We start from the raw sequence: 16,991 nt of genomic DNA, 5'->3' as shown, positions 1-16,991 counted from the left end.
GGAGTCCATACCGAAACTCGGGTCGGGCAAGACGGATTTCGCTGCCGCCAAAGGCGCTGCCGAGGGTCTCGAATCCTCCTGACCGTCACACCGCAAAGCGGCCAACCACACGCTACATCGAACGCACCTCGATGGCGCTGGGGTGCCGGATTCGCATCCGGAGTTGACCCTTGCGCCGGTAGATCCACCCGCGCGCTTCGACCCAAACCCCATTCAAATCCGCCGGATCGAGTCCCTCGAAGAATTTCAGGTCGCGCTTGTCGATCCGCAGCGAGACCCCGCCGGGGAGGTCCAGCCAGATGTTGCTGCGCCCGACACCCACACGCTCGACCCTTCCCCCGATGAGGTGAAATCCGCTCGCCGAGTGGGACAGGCGGGTCGACTCGATCACCTGAAAGCGCGGATGGGACCACATGCCGCGGCCCCTGTCGCGCGCCCCGTCCTCGGTGCGAAAGTAACATTCACCGTTCCAGACGTTCGGAGGGACCGTGATCGCCGCACCCAGCCCGCGTTGAAGCATCAGGGCGGTCAGGCTGTTTCCGTCGGGAAGAAAGAGGTGCGCCAGGGTCCGGCCGTATCGATCCCGATGCTCCCTGCCGTAACGACCGAGGACGCGGTTCCCGCCAGACGCCAGCAGTTCCACCAGGGCACGGCGGGCCGCCCTGGCATAGGGATCGGAAGGTGACTCGTCGCGGGAGATTTCCGGCGTATTCAGCCCGATGAGACGCACCCTGCGGCCGTCCTGCAGCGTGACCGTGTCCCCATCGTTGACGTATCGAACCTTGGCGGTGAAATCCGTGCTATCGGCGGCGCACAATGCGGCCGACACGCCGGACGAGCATACGATACAGGCAAGAAAAAGGGCGCCCGCCAGCGCGGCCGCCCTCATCGAACCCACGCCCGCAGGTGTCCGGTCCGGATCTACCTGCCTCCGTATCGGCGGCGGAACTTGTCCACCTGACCGGCGCTGTCCAGGATTTTCTGCTTGCCGGTGAAGAAGGGATGGCAACTGGAACAGACGTCGATGTGCAGTTCCTCGCCACCGTAGGTGGAACGGGTCGAGAACGCGTTGCCACAGGCGCAGACGACCTTGACCTCTTCGTACTTCGGATGAATTTTCGGCTTCATGGTATGGGAACCCCGCCAGTTCAAGGCATTTGTCGCTCAGGAAAACGACGAAGTCTACTCCACAGGACCAGTCCCGGCAATTCCCTGCGGAGTCCTCAGCGTGGTAGACGTGGCTCCGGTTACGCCCGGCGCTGCATCTCCCAGCCCTGATGCCACGAACGGCGTTTGGGATATGATCCGCTCCTCGATACCGGACAGAATCACCATGAACAGCCCCGAACGTATCCGCGAAATCCCCTACAACTACACTTCGTTCTCCGACCGGGAGATCGTCATCCGCTTCCTGGGCGAGCAAGGATGGAGCCTGGTCGAGGCGTTGCGTGCGGAGCGGCGCACGGGCCGCTCCGCACGCATGCTGTTCGAGGTGCTCGGTGACTTGTGGGTCGTCAACCGAAACCCCTACATACAGGACGACTTGCTCGCCAGCGCTCGCCGGCGGACCTCCTGGACCGATGCGCTGCACCACCGTCTGAATCAGATATCCGAGCGGGCAAACGGTAACCAGAAGGCCCTGGATCTGGCGGATCACGCGCGCCGGGCAGTCAGGGACCTCGAACACTGGCTGATGCGACAGCAGGGGTTGCGGCGCAAGGCCCTGAAATTGCTCTCCCGGGTCACGCGTCGGGACAATATCCGCTTCGACGGGTTCGCCCGAGTCTCTCACGTCACGGACGCAACCGACTGGCGCGTCGAGTATCCCCTGGTGGTCATCGTACCGGACACCGAGGCCGAAGTTCGGGATATCGTCGCGGTGTGTATCGACCTGGGACTGACCATCATCCCCAGGGGAGGCGGCACGGGTTACAACGGCGGCGCGGTACCCCTGCATCCGGACTCGGCGGTGATCAACACCGAGAAGCTCGAGTCGCTCGGGGAGGTAGAGTCTCTCGCCATGGACGGCGTGGAGGGCCAGGTTCCCACCATCCGGGCCGGCGCGGGGGTGGTGACCGAGCGCGTAGCCGAGGCCGCGGCGCACTCCGGGTATGTGTTCGCGGTCGACCCGACCTCGCAGTCCGCCTCCACCATCGGCGGAAACGTGGCGATGAACGCGGGGGGGAAGAAGGCTGTGATGTGGGGAACCACGCTGGACAACCTGGTCTCCTGGCGGATGGTCGCGCCCGATGCGGACTGGCTGGAGGTCGAACGCCTCGACCACAACCTGGGCAAGGTGCACGACCTACCCCTTGCGCGATTCCGGGTATCGCGGTTCGGTCCCGACGGCAAGGCCCCGCGGGAGGAACCGGTCGTGCTCGAGATCCCCGCCGCGCAACTGCGCCGACCGGGGCTGGGCAAGGACGTCACCAACAAGGCTCTGGGGGGGCTGCCCGGGGTACAGAAGGAGGGCTGCGACGGCATCGTCACCTCGGCGCGGTTTGTCGTTCACCGCGCCCCGCAGCACATCAGAACGGTTTGCCTGGAGTTCTTCGACGCCGACCTGCGCCGTGCGACACCGGCCATCGTCGAAATAAAAGGCTTTCTCGACACCTTGCCGGAGGTGTCGCTATCCGGGCTGGAACACCTGGACGAGCGCTATCTCAAGGCGGTGAACTACTCCACCAAGGCGACCCGCCGCGAACTGCCCAAGATGATGCTGATGGCCGACGTCGCCGGCGACGACGCCGAGGCCGTGGCGAAGGCGGCCTCGGAGGTCGTCCGCAAGGCTGCCGAGCGGGGCGCGGAAGGCTTCGTCGCGGTCAGTCCCGAGGCGCGCAAGCGGTTCTGGGCCGACCGGACACGTACCGCGGCCATCGCGGCGCACACCAATGCCTTCAAGATCAACGAGGACGTCGTCATCCCCCTGGAGCGCCTCGGGGAATACACCCTCGCAGTCGAGCGCATCAACATCGAACAGTCGATCGGCAACAAGCTGCGCATCTGCGAGGCCTTCCTGGAATACCTGTCGGGGGACATGCCCGAGGTCCGGGCCGCGCCGGGGTTCACCGCCAGCGAGGAGCACGCCGAGATCGTGGCGGGCAAGGTCCGCATGGCCGCCGAGCACGTCGAGACCGTGCGCGAGCTGTGGCGGCAGATCTTTGAGCATCTCGACGCGCCCGCGGCGACATTCGAGTTGTCGCTCGGACCCGAGGCCGCCTCAAGAATCCGTGAAGGCGACACGCTGCTCGACCTGCTGCAGCGCCGCGACTACCGGATCTCGGTTCGTGCGTCGATCTCCGGGCCGCTGAAGGAGATCCTCGCGGGTCTCGACCTGCAGGCCGTGTGCGAGACACTGGAGGCGCTCCACGCGGACATCCGCTCCTCCAGGCTGTTCGTGGCCCTGCACATGCACGCCGGCGACGGCAACGTGCACACCAACATCCCGGTCAACTCCAACGACTACCGGATGTTGCGGGCGGCGGAACGCATCGTCGAGCGGATCATGGACATCGCCGTCTCGCTGGGCGGCGTGATCTCTGGCGAACACGGGATCGGCATCACCAAGATGCAGTTCATGGATGAAGCCACGATCGGCGAGTTCGCGACCTACAAGGCGCAGGTCGACCCGGGCGGGCGCTTCAATCGGGGCAAGCTGCTGCCCGGCTCCGGCATCGAGATGGCGTACACCCCATCGCTGCGCCTCGTCCAGCAGGAGGCGCTGATCCTGGAGGCCAGCGCCCTGCAGGCGCTCAATGACGAGATCAAGGATTGCCTGCGCTGCGGCAAGTGCAAGCCCGTATGCACCACCCACGTCCCGCGCGCCAACCTGCTGTATTCCCCGCGGAACAAGATCCTGGCCACGGGGCTCCTGATCGAGGCATTCCTCTATGAGGAACAGACCCGGCGCGGTATCGCCCTGCGTCACTTTGACGAGATGAACGACGTGGCGGACCATTGCACGGTATGCCACAAGTGCGAGCAGCCCTGCCCGGTGAATATCGATTTCGGCGACGTGACCGTGCACCTGCGCACACTGCTGAGGGACAGGGGGAAGAAACGCTTCAATGCGGGGACCTGGGCGTCGATGCAGTTTCTGAACGTCACCGACCCGGCCACCATCGCCGTGATGCGAGAGGTCATGATCCGCTGGGGTTACGCTGCCCAGCGCCTCGGCCACCGTGCCATGCGGCGATGGCTGACCCGCGAAGGCCCGCCGCCGGTCACGACCGGAAAGGCGCGGATGCACGAGCAGGTCGTCCATTTCCTCGACCGCCCGATGCCAGGCGGTCTGCGCACCGGAACCATGCGCAGTCTGCTGGGACTGCAGAACGCCGGTCATGTCCCGATCCTGCGTGATCCTGCGACCACCGATCCCGACAGCGAGGCCGTGTTCTATTTTCCCGGCTGCGGCTCGGAACGTCTGTTCAGCCAGATCGGCCTCGCCTCGCTGGCCATGCTCTATCACCAGGGGGTCCAGACCATACTGCCCCCGGGTTATCTTTGCTGTGGTTATCCCCAGACCGCGGGTGGAGACGCGGCGCGCGGAACGGCAATCTCGGTGGCCAACCGTGTGCTGTTCCATCGCATCGCCAATACCCTTAACCACCTCGACATCCGGACGGTGCTCGTGAGCTGCGGCACCTGCATGGACCAGCTCCTGCAATACGAGTTTCAGCGGATCTTTCCCGGTTGCCGCCTGCTCGACATCCACGAGTTTCTCATGGAGCGGGGCGTGCGTCCGGCCGGGGAAACCGGTGTCCGGTATCTGTACCACGCCCCCTGTCACGACCCGATGAAACACCACGACGGAACCCGGGTCGCCAGCGAGCTGATGGGGCGGGAAGTCGCGCACAACGACCGTTGCTGCGGCGAATCCGGCACCTTCGCGGTCGCCCGGCCCGACATCGCCACCCAGGTCAAGTTTCGAAAGCAGGAGGAGATCCTCCGGGGTGTAACCGAACTCGGGGCGGGGCAGGGCGAAGCGGTGAAGATTCTGACCTCCTGCCCCTCCTGCCACCAGGGTCTCAGCCGCTACACCGAACGCACCGGTGTCGAATCCGAATACATCGTCGTTGAGCTGGCACGCCGGAATCTGGGAAACGACTGGCAGCAGGCATTCATCGCCGAGACCGCCAACGGCGGCATCGAGCATGTCATGCTGTAACCCGGCAACGGTAGGATGGGGTGAGAAACGAACCGCCGTGAGCTAAGGCGATTTCTGTCAAATGACATACCATCCTGCTTGTCTTTTCGTCCGTCCTCTGTGTTGCGACAACACTGACATAGTTAGACTATGCGCCTGATGTCGCGCCTTGATGACGAACGAAAATCCGGCGCAATCTGGTATGCCATTTTCCGGCAATCGCCTAAGGCGCGTCCCGTTCAATATCGCCACAAGCCTGCGCGAGTTCAGCATGCGGGCCGCGGCGGCACCGGTGGTGACATGTCCCTAGCGTCGCTATACTCGGCGGTTAATCCTGGGTTTCACTGGTCTCCATGGCGCACTTCGACGTATCGACATTTCAGGGCCTGATCCTGGCGTTGCAATCCTTCTGGGCCCGCCGCGGTTGCGTCATCGTGCAGCCCTACGATATGGAGATGGGGGCCGGCACGTTTCATCCCGCCACATTCCTCAAGGCGATCGGTCCGGAGCCCTGGCGCACCGCGTATGTGCAACCTTCGAGAAGGCCGACCGACGGACGTTACGGCCAGAACCCGAATCGACTGCAGCATTACTACCAGTTTCAGGTGCTCCTCAAGCCCTCGCCGGACGACATCCAGGATCTCTATATCCAGTCCCTGCGCGAACTCGGGATCGACCCGCTCATCCATGACATCCGGTTCGTGGAGGACAACTGGGAATCCCCGACGCTCGGGGCATGGGGCCTGGGATGGGAGGTCTGGCTGAACGGCATGGAGGTCACGCAGTTCACCTATTTCCAGCAGGTCGGGGGACTGGAATGCCGACCAGTCAGCGGCGAGATCACCTACGGGCTCGAGCGCATCGCCATGTATCTGCAGGAGGTCGAGAGTGTCTATGACCTCACCTGGACACAGGGTCCGCAGGGCACCGTGACCTACGGGGACGTGTTTCGCCAGAACGAGGTCGAGCAGTCGACCTACAATTTCGAGAAGGCCGACGTGAATACGCTGTTCGCGGTATTCGAGGCCTGCGAGCGTGAAAGCCTGAACCTGATCGATTCGGGACTCGCCATACCGGCCTACGAACAGATGCTGCGCGCCTCGCATACCTTCAACCTGCTGGACGCGCGCCATGCCATTTCGGTCACCGAGCGCCAGCGCTTCATCCTGCGCGTGCGTACACTGGCCCGCAAGGTTGCGCAAAGCTACTACGACGCAAGGGAAAGCCTGGGCTTCCCCCTGTACCGGCCAGAACCCGATACGGAGGTGCGCAGTGCCGGAGCGTAGGGACCTGCTGGTCGAGATCGGCACGGAGGAACTCCCGCCGAAGGCGCTTCGTTCACTCTCCCGGGCCTTCGGAGTGAACCTCTCCGGCATGCTCAACGACCTGAACCTCGAGTTCGAGACCCATCGCGTCTTCGCGACACCGCGCCGGCTGTCGATCATCGTGCAAGGACTATCGACCCGACAGCCGGATCGCCTCAACGAACGCAAGGGGCCGTCGGTGAAGGCGGCATACGACGCGCAAGGAAATCCGACCCGGGCCGCGGAGGGGTTTGCCCGGTCCTGCGGTGTTTCGATCGCGGATCTGGAGACCCAGGAATCGGGAAAGGGGGCATGGCTGGTGCATCGCTCCCGGCAGGCCGGCGCGCCGTCGATCTCATTGATCCCGGACGCCGTACAAAAGGCGCTCGATGCCCTTCCCATTCCGAAACGCATGCGCTGGGGCTCCTCGGACGCGGAATTCGTGAGACCGGTCCACTGGGTGGTGCTGCTGTTCGGAGACGAGGTCGTGGACGCGGAGATCCTGGAGGTCCGGGCGGGCCGGTTTACACGTGGACACCGCTTTCACCATCCGGACCCGATCTCAGTCTCGGCCCCGGAGGACTATGCGTCCACCCTGCGCGAAACCGGATACGTCGAGCCCGATTACGATGCCCGGGTCGCCCGGATCCGCGAGCAGGCCGAAACTCTTACTGCGGGGCTCGGCGGACAGGCGCTGCTCGAAGACGACCTGATCGAGGAGATCGCGGCACTCGTGGAATTCCCGGTCGCGCTGAGCGGCGATTTCGACGCGCGCTTCCTGCGCGTTCCGCACGAGGCACTGATCACAACGATGCAGGGAAATCAGAAGTATCTGCCGGTCGTCGATCACGAGGGCCGGCTGATGCCCCACTTCATTGCGGTCTCGAACATCGACAGCCGGGAGATGGCGAGGGTCCGGGAGGGAAATGAACGCGTCATCCGGCCCCGCTTCGAGGACGCCGAGTTCTTCTGGAATCAGGACCGGAAGACCACGCTGGCCGAACGGCGAAAGGCCCTGGGAAATGTGGTCTTCCAGGAGAGGCTCGGGTCGCTGCTGGATAAATCCGCACGTCTCGAAGCACTGTGCACGCACATCGCATCGGCACTCGATTCCGACACGACCCACGCGGCACGCGCGGCACAGTTGTGCAAGTGCGACCTCATGACCGACATGGTCGTGGAGTTTCCGTCGCTGCAGGGGATCATGGGGCGCTACTACGCCGGTCACGACGGGGAGGCGGACGAGGTCGCCATCGCGCTGGACGAACAGTATCTGCCGCGCAAGGCCGGTGACGCCCTGCCCGAAACCGGCACGGGCCGGATACTCGCTCTGGCCGACCGGCTCGACACCCTGGTCGGCATCTTTGCCGCGGGTCTTCGGCCCACCGGACTGAAGGACCCCTTCGGTCTGCGCCGGGCGGCGCTCGGGGCGCTTCGGATCATCATCGAGGGGGGGCTGCCGCTGGACCTCCTCGACCTGCTGCGACAGGCTGCGAAGGGATTCACCCAGGTGCCCGGTGCGGACCAGGCCGCCGAGGATGTCTTCGAGTACGCTCTGGACCGGCTGCGCGCCTACTATCTCGATCGCGGCATCGCGCCGGACGTCATCGATGCGGTGCACGCAAGACGCCCGACGAGCCCCATGGAGTTCGACAACCGGGTGCGCGCGGTGGAAGCGTTTCGCCAGTTGCCTGAAGCCGACAGCTTGACCGCGGCCAACAAGCGCATCCGCAATATTCTCAGGCAGTCTGGCGGGACCGCGCCCGGTCAGGTGGACGAGAACCTGCTCGAACCGGGTGCGGAGACCCGGCTCTTCCGTTCCCTGGCCGACATCGCGAACGACGTGGAACCCCTGTTCGCACAGGACCGGTACCGGGAGGCCCTGACCCGGCTCGCGACGCTGCGTGAACCGATCGACGAATTCTTCGATGAGGTCATGGTGATGGCCGAGGACACCGGGCTGCGCAACAATCGTCTCGCCCTGCTGCACCGGCTTTCCGAACAGTTCCTGCGTGCGGCGGACCTCTCCCGTCTGCAGGGTGCCCCACAGCACGCCCACGCCACCAGGTCATGAAACTGGTCATCCTCGATCGCGACGGCGTGATCAACGAGGATTCCGACGAGTACATCAAGTCCAGATCGGAATGGATTCCGATTCCGGACAGCCTGAAGGCAATCTCGAGTCTCAACGCGGCCGGCTATCGTGTCGTCGTCGCAACGAACCAGTCCGGCATCGCGCGCGGCATGTTCGACGTCGACACGCTGCATGCGATGAACCGAAAGATGGCCTCCCTGTTGAGACGATTTGGCGGCTCGATCGATGGCGTCTTCTTCTGCCCTCATGGCCCCGAAGACCGATGCGACTGCCGGAAACCGCTGCCTGGACTGTTCCGACAGATCAGCCGCCGATACCAGATCTCGCTCAAGGGCGTCCCCGCCGTCGGCGACTCCGCCAGAGACCTGGTCGCCGCGCAGACCATGGGCGCAAGCCCGGTTCTGGTGCGCACCGGCATGGGTGAACGTACCCTCGCCGCGGGAGATGTACCGGACGAGGTCCCTGTCTATAACGATCTGGCCGAATTCGCGGAGTCCCTCTTGTCCGCGCACCGTCCATCATGAGCGGGATCGGCGCGAAGGGGGCATCCGGCATCGCACTAGCGCTGAGATCCCTGATCTTTTCGGTCTTCTTCCTTCTGACGCTCGTGTTCTATGTTGTAGTCATCGGCCCCTTTCTGCTGCCATTCGGTTTCGAGACCCGATACCGGGTCCTTTCGAGTTGGACGGATGTCAACGTCTGGTTCCTGAAGGTAACCTGCGGGATCAACTTCCGGGTCTCGGGTCTGCAGAACATACCGGCCGAGCCCTGCATCATCATGTCGAATCACCAGTCGACCTGGGAAACAATGGCCCTGCAGCAGTTTCTCCCGCCGGTGGTATGGGTCGTCAAACGGGAGTTGTTGTGGCTGCCCATCTTCGGCTGGGGACTCGCCATGATCGAGCCCATCGCGCTAAACCGGGGATCCGGCAGGTCGGCCGTCGAACAACTGGTCACCCAGGGGCGCGCCCGACTGGACGCCGGGCGCTGGATCATCATCTTTCCCGAAGGGACGCGTGTCGCGCCGGGCAACGATAAACGCTACAAGATGGGCGGGGCGATTCTGGCGAGCCGGAACGGCGTGCCGGTCCTTCCGATCGCCCACAACGCGGGCTATCTCTGGCCGCGCAGGCACTTCGTGAAGTACCCGGGCACCATCGATGTCAGGATCGGTGAGCCGATCTCCTCCGGCGGCAAGACACCGGAGGAGATCAACACGGAGCTCAAGGCCTGGATCGACCAGACCCGGGCAGAGATCGGCGAGCCCGAGGAGAAGTAGAAATATCGACGCCTGACAGTGTCAGGGGCAGGGGTTCGGGTACGCTTCGTGGATCGACTCGATGGCGGCCAGCACCTCGTCGCCCAGGCGGATCTCAGCGGCGTCGATGTTCTCCCCGAGCTGCTCGAGGCTGGTCGCCCCGATGATATTGCTGGTCAGAAACGGGCGGCTGTTGACGAACGCCAGGGCGAGGGCGGTGGGAGTCAGGCCATGCTCGGTCGCCAGCGCGGCATAACGCGCCGTCGCCTGGGTACCCCGAATGTTACTGTATCGATCGAAACGCTTGAACAGCGAAAGCCGCGCACCGCCCGGTCGTTTGTTACCCAGGTATTTCCCCGTCAGTACACCGAAGGCGAGCGGTGAATAGGCCAGCAGTCCAACCTGTTCCCGATGGGCGATTTCGGCCAGTCCGATCTCGTAGCTTCGGTTCAGCAGGTTGTACGGGTTCTGGATGCTGACGATCCTGGGGAATCCGCGACCTTCGACCAACGCGAGATACCGCATCACGCCCCAGGGGGTTTCGTTCGACACGCCGATGTGGCGAACCTTGCCCTGATCGACGAGCGCCGACAGCGCCGACAGCGTCTCCTCTATCTCGATAGCATCTTCGTCTTCCGCATGGACGTATCCGAGATTCCCGAAATAATTAGTCTGGCGATGCGGCCAATGGACCTGGTAAAGGTCGACATAGTCCGTGCGCAGGCGCCTCAGACTGTCTTCAAGCGCTGCGGTGATGTGCCTACGGTCCAGACGCGGTCCGCCTCGGAGATACCGCATGCTATCCGAGGGGCCCGCGACCTTGGTAGCGACCACGAGGTCGTCGCGGCGACCCCGCTTCTCCAGCCAGGAACCCAGGTAGGCCTCGGTTCGTCCCTGCGTTGCCTTCTTGGGCGGTACAGGGTACATCTCCGCGGTGTCGATGAAATTGATCCCCCGATCGACTGCAAGCGAGAGCTGCTGGTGCGCCTCGGACTCGGAGTTCTGCTCCCCGAAGGTCATGGTGCCGAGGCACAGGCGGCTCACTCGCAGGTCGGTCCTGCCCAGTCGCGAACGCTCCACCCCGCGAGGCCCCGTTCCCGCCTCAGGCCCGCTTCTTCTTGAGCATGTCGTGGATGACGGGCGTCAGCACCAGTTCCATCGCAAATCCCATCTTGCCGCCTGGCACCACCAGGTTGTTGCGCCGCGACATGAAGGAATTCTGGATCATGCTGAGCAGATAGGGGAAATCCACCCCGAACGCATGTGGGTCCTTGAACCGGATCACGACGAAGCTTTCGTCAGGCGTGGGGATGTCCCTCGCGATAAAGGGGTTCGAGGTGTCGACCGTTGGAACACGCTGGAAGTTGATGTCGGTCAGGGCGAACTGCGAGGTGATGTACTTCACGTAGTCCGGCATTCGGCGCAGGATGGTATCGACGATGGCTTCCTCGCTGTATCCACGTTCCGCCGAATCGCGATGGATCTTCTGGATCCACTCCAGGTTGACGATGGGGACCACCCCGATCTTCAGGTCCACATATTGCGCGACATCCACCTCATCGGTCTTGACGCAGCCGTGCAGCCCTTCGTAGAAGAGCAGATCGGTCGTTTCCGGGATTTCTTCCCAGGGTGTGAACTCTCCGGGCTGCAGACCCTCGTAGGGTGCGGCCTCCTCCTCGCTGTGCAGATACAGGCGACGCTTACCCAGACCCGTCTCGCCGTAGGTCTTGAACAACTCGGCAAGCTCCCCGAACAGATTCGCCTCCGCCCCGAAGTGACTGAGGGATCGATTCTCCTCGTCCGCCTTGGCCAGCGCCTCGCGCATCTCCACACGATTGTAGCTGTGGAAACTGTCCCCCTCGATCACGACAGGATTGATTTCCTCGCGAAAAAAGATGTGTTCGAAAGCGCGCTTTACGGTCGTGGTTCCGGCGCCGGAAGAGCCCGTGACGGCAACGACTGGGTGTTTTGTGGACAATTTCAGGTTCTCCTTGGGGAAACGATGCCTTGCGGCCGGCCAGGGATCCCCCTGATGAGCCATGACCAGCCTTAGTGTGTTCCGGATCCCCGCCTGGAAGTTGCGGCGCCAGATCGAGACGCGTCCTCAGGGCATTCGTCCCAGGGGCGCGAAATGCGGAATATTAGTGCATCGGACGGGACTTGGGTACCTGGCAATGGGGATAGACTCGCCGGTCCTACGCTGTCCGGTGCGGTTCCCGGAGGAGGCGGTTTTCTTTGTTCTCTATGGCATGAAACCCGAGATCGTCCAAGTCCGAACCCCGAGCCGGCCACCCGGAACCGAAACAGGGAAACCTCGATCGGGGAGCCGTCGCCCGATATCAGGTCCCGGTCCCGTCCCGGGTATAGACCAGATCCCTGGTGACATGTCCCAGGCGGTTTCCCCGGCACTCGAATTTGGTCACGGGACGGTCTCCGGGCCTCGACGAGAAACGGCGCGGTCCGGCTCGGTTCGCAAAACCCGGGACCTCTTCCATGACCGCCATCATATGGCGGGCATAGTCCTGCCAGTCCGTTGCCATGTGAAATATCCCTCCGTCGCGCAACGCCCGGTGGATTTGGCGGACGAACCGTGGCTGCACGATGCGACGCTTGTGGTGGCGCTTCTTGGGCCAGGGATCCGGATACCAGAGCAGCACGGCATTCAGTGACGCAGGGGGCAGATTCTGCTCGAGCAGCTCGACGGCATCGCCGCAGACCAGTCTGACGTTGGCGAGCCCCAGCGCCTCGATCCGTCGCAGGAGACGGCCGAGCCCAGGGCGATGGACCTCCACACCGAGGAAGTTCCTTTCCGAGTGCGTGGCGGCCAGCTGCGCCAGCGACTCACCGTTGCCGAATCCGATTTCGAGGGTCACGGGGGCTTCCCGTCCGAAGACGGCAGCGGGATTCAGGACATTGTCCCCCGGTTCAATCCCATAGTCCGGCCACAGATCCTGAAGCGCCCGGCTCTGTCCCCGCGTGAGACGACCCTCGCGCCTCACAAAGCTCTGTACGGTTCGCGGCCCGGGATTAGCGGAGTGCGAGGACGCAATGTCCCCCACCGTATCCATCGAGTTCAGAAGAACGCGCCGTCCAGGGGTGACGATGCCGAGGCATAGCGCTTGCGGGGCATGCGCCCGGCAAGCCAGGCCTCACGCCCGGCCTCGACGGCCTTGCGCATGGCCGATGCCATCAGCACGGGGTTTCGCGCCGCGGCGATCGCGGTGTTCATCAGGACACCGTCGCAGCCCAGCTCCATGGCCACGGCGGCATCCGAGGCAGTACCCACGCCAGCGTCCACCAGGACCGGGGTATTGGCATTCTCCACGATCTCGATGATGTTGTAGGGATTGCGAATCCCGAGTCCGGATCCGATCGGTGCGGCCAGAGGCATGACGGCGGCGCAGCCCATGGCGTCCAGCTCCCTGGCGACGATCGGGTCGTCGCTGGTATAGACCATGACATCGAAGCCTTCCTTCAGGAGCGTCCCGGCGGCCTTCAGCGTCTGGGCCACATCGGGGTAGAGCGTCTTCTCGTCTCCCAGCACCTCGAGCTTGACCAGCGAGTGCCCGTCCAGCAGCTCCCGCGCCAGACGACAGGTGCGGATCGCGTCATCCGCCGTGTAGCAACCAGCGGTGTTCGGCAGGATCGTGAAACGGTCCGGAGGCAGCACATCGAGCAGGTTGGGTTCGGAGGGGTCCTGACCGATGTTGCTTCGACGGATCGCCACGGTGACGATCTCCGCCCCGCTGGCCTCCACGGCCGCCCGCGTCTCGGCGAGGTCCTTGTACTTTCCGGTTCCCACCAGCAATCGGGAACCATAGGCCACTCCGGCGACTTCGAGGGTATCATCGGACACGCCGGTGGCGGTTTGCTGCTGCGCTGGAATAGTCGACATCGCTATACTTCCGCATGCTTGGATACGAAGAGGGGCGGAGGTCAGCCCCCGCCAATTGCCCGGACAATCTCCACCCGGTCACCCGGCTGCAGCCGGGTGCGCGGAAATTCGCCTCGGGGGACGATCTCCAGGTTGATTTCAAGGGCAAGCCGCCGGCCCGTGAGGTCCAGCGACGCCAGCAAGGCCTCGGCGGTGAACCCTTCCGGCACGTCGCGACGCTCGCCGTTCAGACTGATTTCCACGTCTTTAAGGAATCCCGCTCTGGAATTAGACCAAGCGGCATTTTACATGAATACCAGTTCTCGTCATGCGTACCTGGCGAGTGTGGTATAAGACGACCATCGACAAGCTGGCCGGGAGCGCGCGGCCCGGGATTCACACGTCCCGGGTGACAGTCCATGGACGACTTCTGTAGAATCTGTGAGCCGCGAGATTCCCTTGGCGGGTGTTGTTCAATGGTAGAACCTCAGCTTCCCAAGCTGATGACAAGGGTTCGATTCCCTTCACCCGCTCCACTTTAGAGGTTCCTCGGCCTGGAGAGCAGCCCATGTCCCGCATCGATGTCTTCAACGGCGACGCCGACGGCATCTGCGCGCTTCAGCAGATCCGACTTCATACGCCGGCCAAGAGCACCCTCGTCACCGGCGTCAAGCGGGACATCAAGCTGCTCGACGGCATCGATGCGCAGGCAGGCGACGAGGTCACCGTCCTGGACATCTCACTGGACAAGAATCGCTCCGGCCTGATCCGGCTGCTCGATGCAGGCGCGCGGGTACGCTACTTCGACCATCACTTCGCCGGCGAGATACCCGAGCACGAGAACCTCGAGTCCCACATCGATACCTCCCCGGACACCTGCACCAGTCTGTTGGTCGACGAGGACATCGATGGGGCGTATCGCGCCTGGGCGGTCACCGCCGCTTTTGGTGACAACTTCCACGACAGCGCACGGCGCGCCGCGGAACCCCTGGGCCTCAGCAAGGACGATCTCTCGTTGCTGAAAGAGCTGGGTGAACTGATCAACTACAACGCCTACGGCGCAACCGTAGAGGACCTTCATTTCGCCCCCGCGGAGCTCTATCGCAAATTGAGCCCCTACACCGATCCACTGAAGTTCATCCGGGAGGACGAGGCATTCGCGAAACTGCGTGTCGGATATGCCGAAGACAACGCCGAGGCGCAGGGCATCGGACCCGAATCGGAGACCGAGGCCCGGGCGCTATTCATCCTGCCGGCCGAGCCCTGGGCACGGCGGGTGAGCGGGGTCTTCGCCAACGAGCTCGCCCGGGCAAATCCCAACCGCGCCCACGCCATGCTGACGCGACTGCCCAAAGGGGGATTCGTCGTCAGTGTCCGTGCTCCGCTCGCCACAAAGACCGGAGCGGATGCGCTCTGTCGACAATTCGCCACCGGCGGAGGACGCCAGGCCGCCGCCGGGATCAACGATCTGCCGGAAGACGCCCTCGAGGAATTCGGCGCCAAGTTCGCGGAGGTATTTCCCGGCACCTGAGGCCAGGATCACACACAGGACGCTGAATAAGGCGATTGCCGGAAAATGGCATACCAGAATCGCGCCGGATTTTCGTTCGTCATCAAGGCGCGACAACAGGCGCATAGTCGAACTATGTCACTGCTTTCGCAACACAGAGGACGGACGAAAAGACAAGTAGGATGGTATGTCATTTGACAGAAATCGCCTAAGTCGCCCTGGCACCGGATTGCTTTACCCAACCCCCTTGCGATGTGACGGTCTATGCAAGCGGGCTGCGCAGATAAACGCAGGTTTTGCCCAGATCGATAGCCTGCCAGAGTCGTTTCGGAGCCTCGCATCCCGGTCATTCACCCCTCGGCACCCGAGCCGGAAGTATCGCGCAAACGGCAGGGATGTCGTTGCAACCCCGCGAAATATTAGACATTATCTAAAACCCTGATATACTCCCCCGCATGTCACGAACGCAATCAGAGAAACCCGCTTCGACCAGTGACGTGATCGGGCTGCTTCGCCGACACGGCATCAGCCCGACACGGCAGCGCGTCGAGATCGGCGAGATGCTCTTCTGCCGAAATCAGCATGTCACGGCCGAGGACGTGCTCGATCAGGTAAACCGAACCGATCAGACCGTCTCGAAGGCGACGGTGTACAACACCCTGGGGCTTTTCGCCAGCAAGGGCCTGCTGAAGGAAGTCGTCGTCGACCCGACGAAGCGTTTCTACGACACCAATCTCCTCCCACACCATCACCTGTTCCATACCGATCAGGGACACCTTGAGGACATCGATGCCAACCACATCAAGGTCGATGGCCTCCCCGCGATTCCACGGGGGATGGAAGTCGAGGGCGTGGACGTGATCATCCGGGTCCGCAGCACGTAACCTTAGTCTTCCGGATTTGAGCCCCCCGTCCGGATACTCTATCCTACCCACCCCCTGCGCCGGTGTAGCTCAGTTGGTAGAGCAACTGATTCGTAATCAGTAGGTCGGTGGTTCGAGTCCACTCACCGGCACCAGAATTATCACTATTAAACAATAAGTAGCATGCCGGATCCGCTTCGCTTGATCCGACCTACGGTTTCCCCGAGCTTTCAGTGAGTCATGACATTGCGTAGGGTGGAACAAGCGCAGCGGTTCCACCGAGTAGCAAATAGGGTCAGGTCTCGCATTGTAACATGTTGTCGACCAAGCTATATTCTGCGCATGGTCAGACCGTTGCGCATTGCCGCGAGATTGCGGATCATTTCGGTCTGCACCCGACGACGGTGGGACGGGTGATTCGCAGCCGAATGTTAACATGCAAGACCTGACCCCCGGAAGCCCGCGAGGGGAAGGGACCTCACGGCTTCGCCCATAGGCCAGGAGGGCGTTTATCCTTCATATACTTCGCGCTCATCGCCCACTGCGGTTACTATGTGTGAGGAATGCGAATCAGGTGAGCGCGTCCGCGCATTCAAGCGCCCGTAGGCCTCACCTAGTATCACACCGTACACGAGATGCTCAAACAGTGTCACCACCGGCTGAATCGCGCTCAGCTGCATGCCGAAATAGCCCGCTCCGGCAAGAGGCAACACCATCAGCCATACCAGCAGAGTGGCTATCACGCCGAACGACAGCCCCCTTGACCAAGGCCTGCGGCCGGGAAGAATCGGCTCCATTATGGCGTACAGCGCACCCCACCATACCGTCCCGATGGCGAAGAACCAGAGCCAACCCCCAATAGGTGTAGGGGGCGCCCATCGTCTCACCTCTGCTAGAAATGCGACCAGCACCCCGTCCAGCATCGTGATTGTATCGAGCTG

The 16,991-nt window shown here is 63.0% G+C and carries 15 protein-coding genes and 2 tRNA genes; 9 read left to right on the top strand and 8 right to left on the bottom strand.

The window, feature by feature from the left end:
• Window positions 1-112: 112 nt before the first annotated feature.
• Window positions 113-889: a thermonuclease family protein gene (locus LJE91_02355; protein MCG6867593.1), complete on the bottom strand. Its 777-nt coding sequence runs from the start codon at window positions 887-889 to the stop codon at window positions 113-115.
• 32 nt (window positions 890-921) lie between these two features.
• The gene (rpmE, locus tag LJE91_02350; protein MCG6867592.1) at window positions 922-1,128 is read right to left on the bottom strand and encodes a 50S ribosomal protein L31; all 207 of its coding nucleotides are present in this window, start codon (window positions 1,126-1,128) and stop codon (window positions 922-924) included.
• A 205-nt stretch (window positions 1,129-1,333) separates the two neighbouring features.
• Here rpmE and LJE91_02345 point away from each other — a divergent pair, with 205 nt between their 5' ends.
• The 5 genes from LJE91_02345 (at window position 1,334) to LJE91_02325 (ending at window position 9,824) form a co-directional block, all read left to right on the top strand.
• Complete coding sequence (locus LJE91_02345) at window positions 1,334-5,167, top strand: DUF3683 domain-containing protein (protein ID MCG6867591.1); 3,834 nt, start codon at window positions 1,334-1,336, stop codon at window positions 5,165-5,167.
• Between the two features lie 332 nt (window positions 5,168-5,499).
• Window positions 5,500-6,432 carry a glycine--tRNA ligase subunit alpha gene (glyQ, locus tag LJE91_02340; protein ID MCG6867590.1) on the top strand — a complete coding sequence of 311 codons (933 nt, stop codon included), beginning with the start codon at window positions 5,500-5,502 and terminating at the stop codon, window positions 6,430-6,432.
• Window positions 6,419-8,524 (top strand): glycine--tRNA ligase subunit beta, encoded by a 2,106-nt coding sequence (gene glyS, locus LJE91_02335; protein MCG6867589.1) that lies wholly within the window; start codon window positions 6,419-6,421, stop codon window positions 8,522-8,524. The genes glyQ and glyS overlap by 14 nt, the downstream gene beginning before the upstream one ends.
• Complete coding sequence (gene gmhB / locus LJE91_02330; protein MCG6867588.1) at window positions 8,521-9,069, top strand: D-glycero-beta-D-manno-heptose 1,7-bisphosphate 7-phosphatase; 549 nt, start codon at window positions 8,521-8,523, stop codon at window positions 9,067-9,069. Before glyS ends, gmhB begins: the two co-directional genes overlap by 4 nt.
• The gene (locus LJE91_02325; GenBank protein ID MCG6867587.1) at window positions 9,066-9,824 is read left to right on the top strand and encodes a 1-acyl-sn-glycerol-3-phosphate acyltransferase; all 759 of its coding nucleotides are present in this window, start codon (window positions 9,066-9,068) and stop codon (window positions 9,822-9,824) included. The genes gmhB and LJE91_02325 overlap by 4 nt, the downstream gene beginning before the upstream one ends.
• Window positions 9,825-9,845: 21 nt before the next feature.
• On the opposite strand, the gene LJE91_02320 is transcribed toward LJE91_02325, so the two are convergent.
• The 5 genes from LJE91_02320 to thiS all read right to left on the bottom strand — a co-directional run bounded on the left by LJE91_02320 (window position 9,846) and on the right by thiS (window position 13,940).
• Window positions 9,846-10,883, bottom strand: coding sequence for an NADP(H)-dependent aldo-keto reductase (locus tag LJE91_02320; GenBank protein ID MCG6867586.1), 1,038 nt, complete (start codon window positions 10,881-10,883; stop codon window positions 9,846-9,848).
• 22 nt (window positions 10,884-10,905) lie between these two features.
• Entirely contained in the window at window positions 10,906-11,781 is an 876-nt protein-coding gene (locus LJE91_02315) for a phosphoribulokinase (protein ID MCG6867585.1), read from the bottom strand.
• 361 nt (window positions 11,782-12,142) lie between these two features.
• A complete protein-coding gene (gene trmB, locus LJE91_02310; GenBank protein ID MCG6867584.1) occupies window positions 12,143-12,871 on the bottom strand; it encodes a tRNA (guanosine(46)-N7)-methyltransferase TrmB in 729 nt (242 codons plus the stop codon).
• Window positions 12,872-12,876: 5 nt separating this feature from the next.
• Complete coding sequence (locus LJE91_02305) at window positions 12,877-13,698, bottom strand: thiazole synthase (GenBank protein ID MCG6867583.1); 822 nt, start codon at window positions 13,696-13,698, stop codon at window positions 12,877-12,879.
• A gap of 41 nt (window positions 13,699-13,739) precedes the next feature.
• A complete protein-coding gene (thiS, locus tag LJE91_02300) occupies window positions 13,740-13,940 on the bottom strand; it encodes a sulfur carrier protein ThiS (GenBank protein ID MCG6867582.1) in 201 nt (66 codons plus the stop codon).
• Window positions 13,941-14,139: 199 nt separating this feature from the next.
• Between thiS and LJE91_02295 the strand changes: the two genes are divergently transcribed.
• The 4 genes from LJE91_02295 to LJE91_02280 all read left to right on the top strand — a co-directional run bounded on the left by LJE91_02295 (window position 14,140) and on the right by LJE91_02280 (window position 16,205).
• Window positions 14,140-14,213, top strand: a tRNA-Gly gene (locus tag LJE91_02295).
• 32 nt (window positions 14,214-14,245) lie between these two features.
• Complete coding sequence (locus LJE91_02290; protein ID MCG6867581.1) at window positions 14,246-15,208, top strand: acetyltransferase; 963 nt, start codon at window positions 14,246-14,248, stop codon at window positions 15,206-15,208.
• A gap of 434 nt (window positions 15,209-15,642) precedes the next feature.
• Window positions 15,643-16,071: a transcriptional repressor gene (locus LJE91_02285; GenBank protein MCG6867580.1), complete on the top strand. Its 429-nt coding sequence runs from the start codon at window positions 15,643-15,645 to the stop codon at window positions 16,069-16,071.
• A gap of 58 nt (window positions 16,072-16,129) precedes the next feature.
• Window positions 16,130-16,205, top strand: a tRNA-Thr gene (locus LJE91_02280).
• Between the two features lie 354 nt (window positions 16,206-16,559).
• On the opposite strand, the gene LJE91_02275 is transcribed toward LJE91_02280, so the two are convergent.
• A partial coding sequence (locus LJE91_02275) for a hypothetical protein (protein MCG6867579.1) occupies window positions 16,560-16,991 on the bottom strand: 432 nt, incomplete at its 5' end.

Source organism: Gammaproteobacteria bacterium (assembly GCA_022340215.1).
Lineage (GTDB): Bacteria > Pseudomonadota > Gammaproteobacteria > JAJDOJ01 > JAJDOJ01 > JAJDOJ01.
Note: the sequence above shows the minus strand (reverse complement) of the source record. Positions and strands in the feature narration are given on the sequence as shown.

Excerpts from the sequence above, each read along its gene's own strand:
- LJE91_02355 (MCG6867593.1), bottom strand. The coding sequence starts at position 889 with ATGAGGGCGGCCGCGCTGGCGGGCGCCCTTTTTCTTGCCTGTATCGTA.
- rpmE (MCG6867592.1), bottom strand. The coding sequence starts at position 1,128 with ATGAAGCCGAAAATTCATCCGAAGTACGAAGAGGTCAAGGTCGTCTGC.
- LJE91_02345 (MCG6867591.1), top strand. The coding sequence starts at position 1,334 with ATGAACAGCCCCGAACGTATCCGCGAAATCCCCTACAACTACACTTCG.
- glyQ (MCG6867590.1), top strand. The coding sequence starts at position 5,500 with ATGGCGCACTTCGACGTATCGACATTTCAGGGCCTGATCCTGGCGTTG.
- gmhB (MCG6867588.1), top strand. The coding sequence starts at position 8,521 with ATGAAACTGGTCATCCTCGATCGCGACGGCGTGATCAACGAGGATTCC.
- LJE91_02325 (MCG6867587.1), top strand. The coding sequence starts at position 9,066 with ATGAGCGGGATCGGCGCGAAGGGGGCATCCGGCATCGCACTAGCGCTG.
- trmB (MCG6867584.1), bottom strand. The coding sequence starts at position 12,871 with ATGGATACGGTGGGGGACATTGCGTCCTCGCACTCCGCTAATCCCGGG.
- LJE91_02305 (MCG6867583.1), bottom strand. The coding sequence starts at position 13,698 with ATGTCGACTATTCCAGCGCAGCAGCAAACCGCCACCGGCGTGTCCGAT.
- LJE91_02290 (MCG6867581.1), top strand. The coding sequence starts at position 14,246 with ATGTCCCGCATCGATGTCTTCAACGGCGACGCCGACGGCATCTGCGCG.
- LJE91_02285 (MCG6867580.1), top strand. The coding sequence starts at position 15,643 with ATGTCACGAACGCAATCAGAGAAACCCGCTTCGACCAGTGACGTGATC.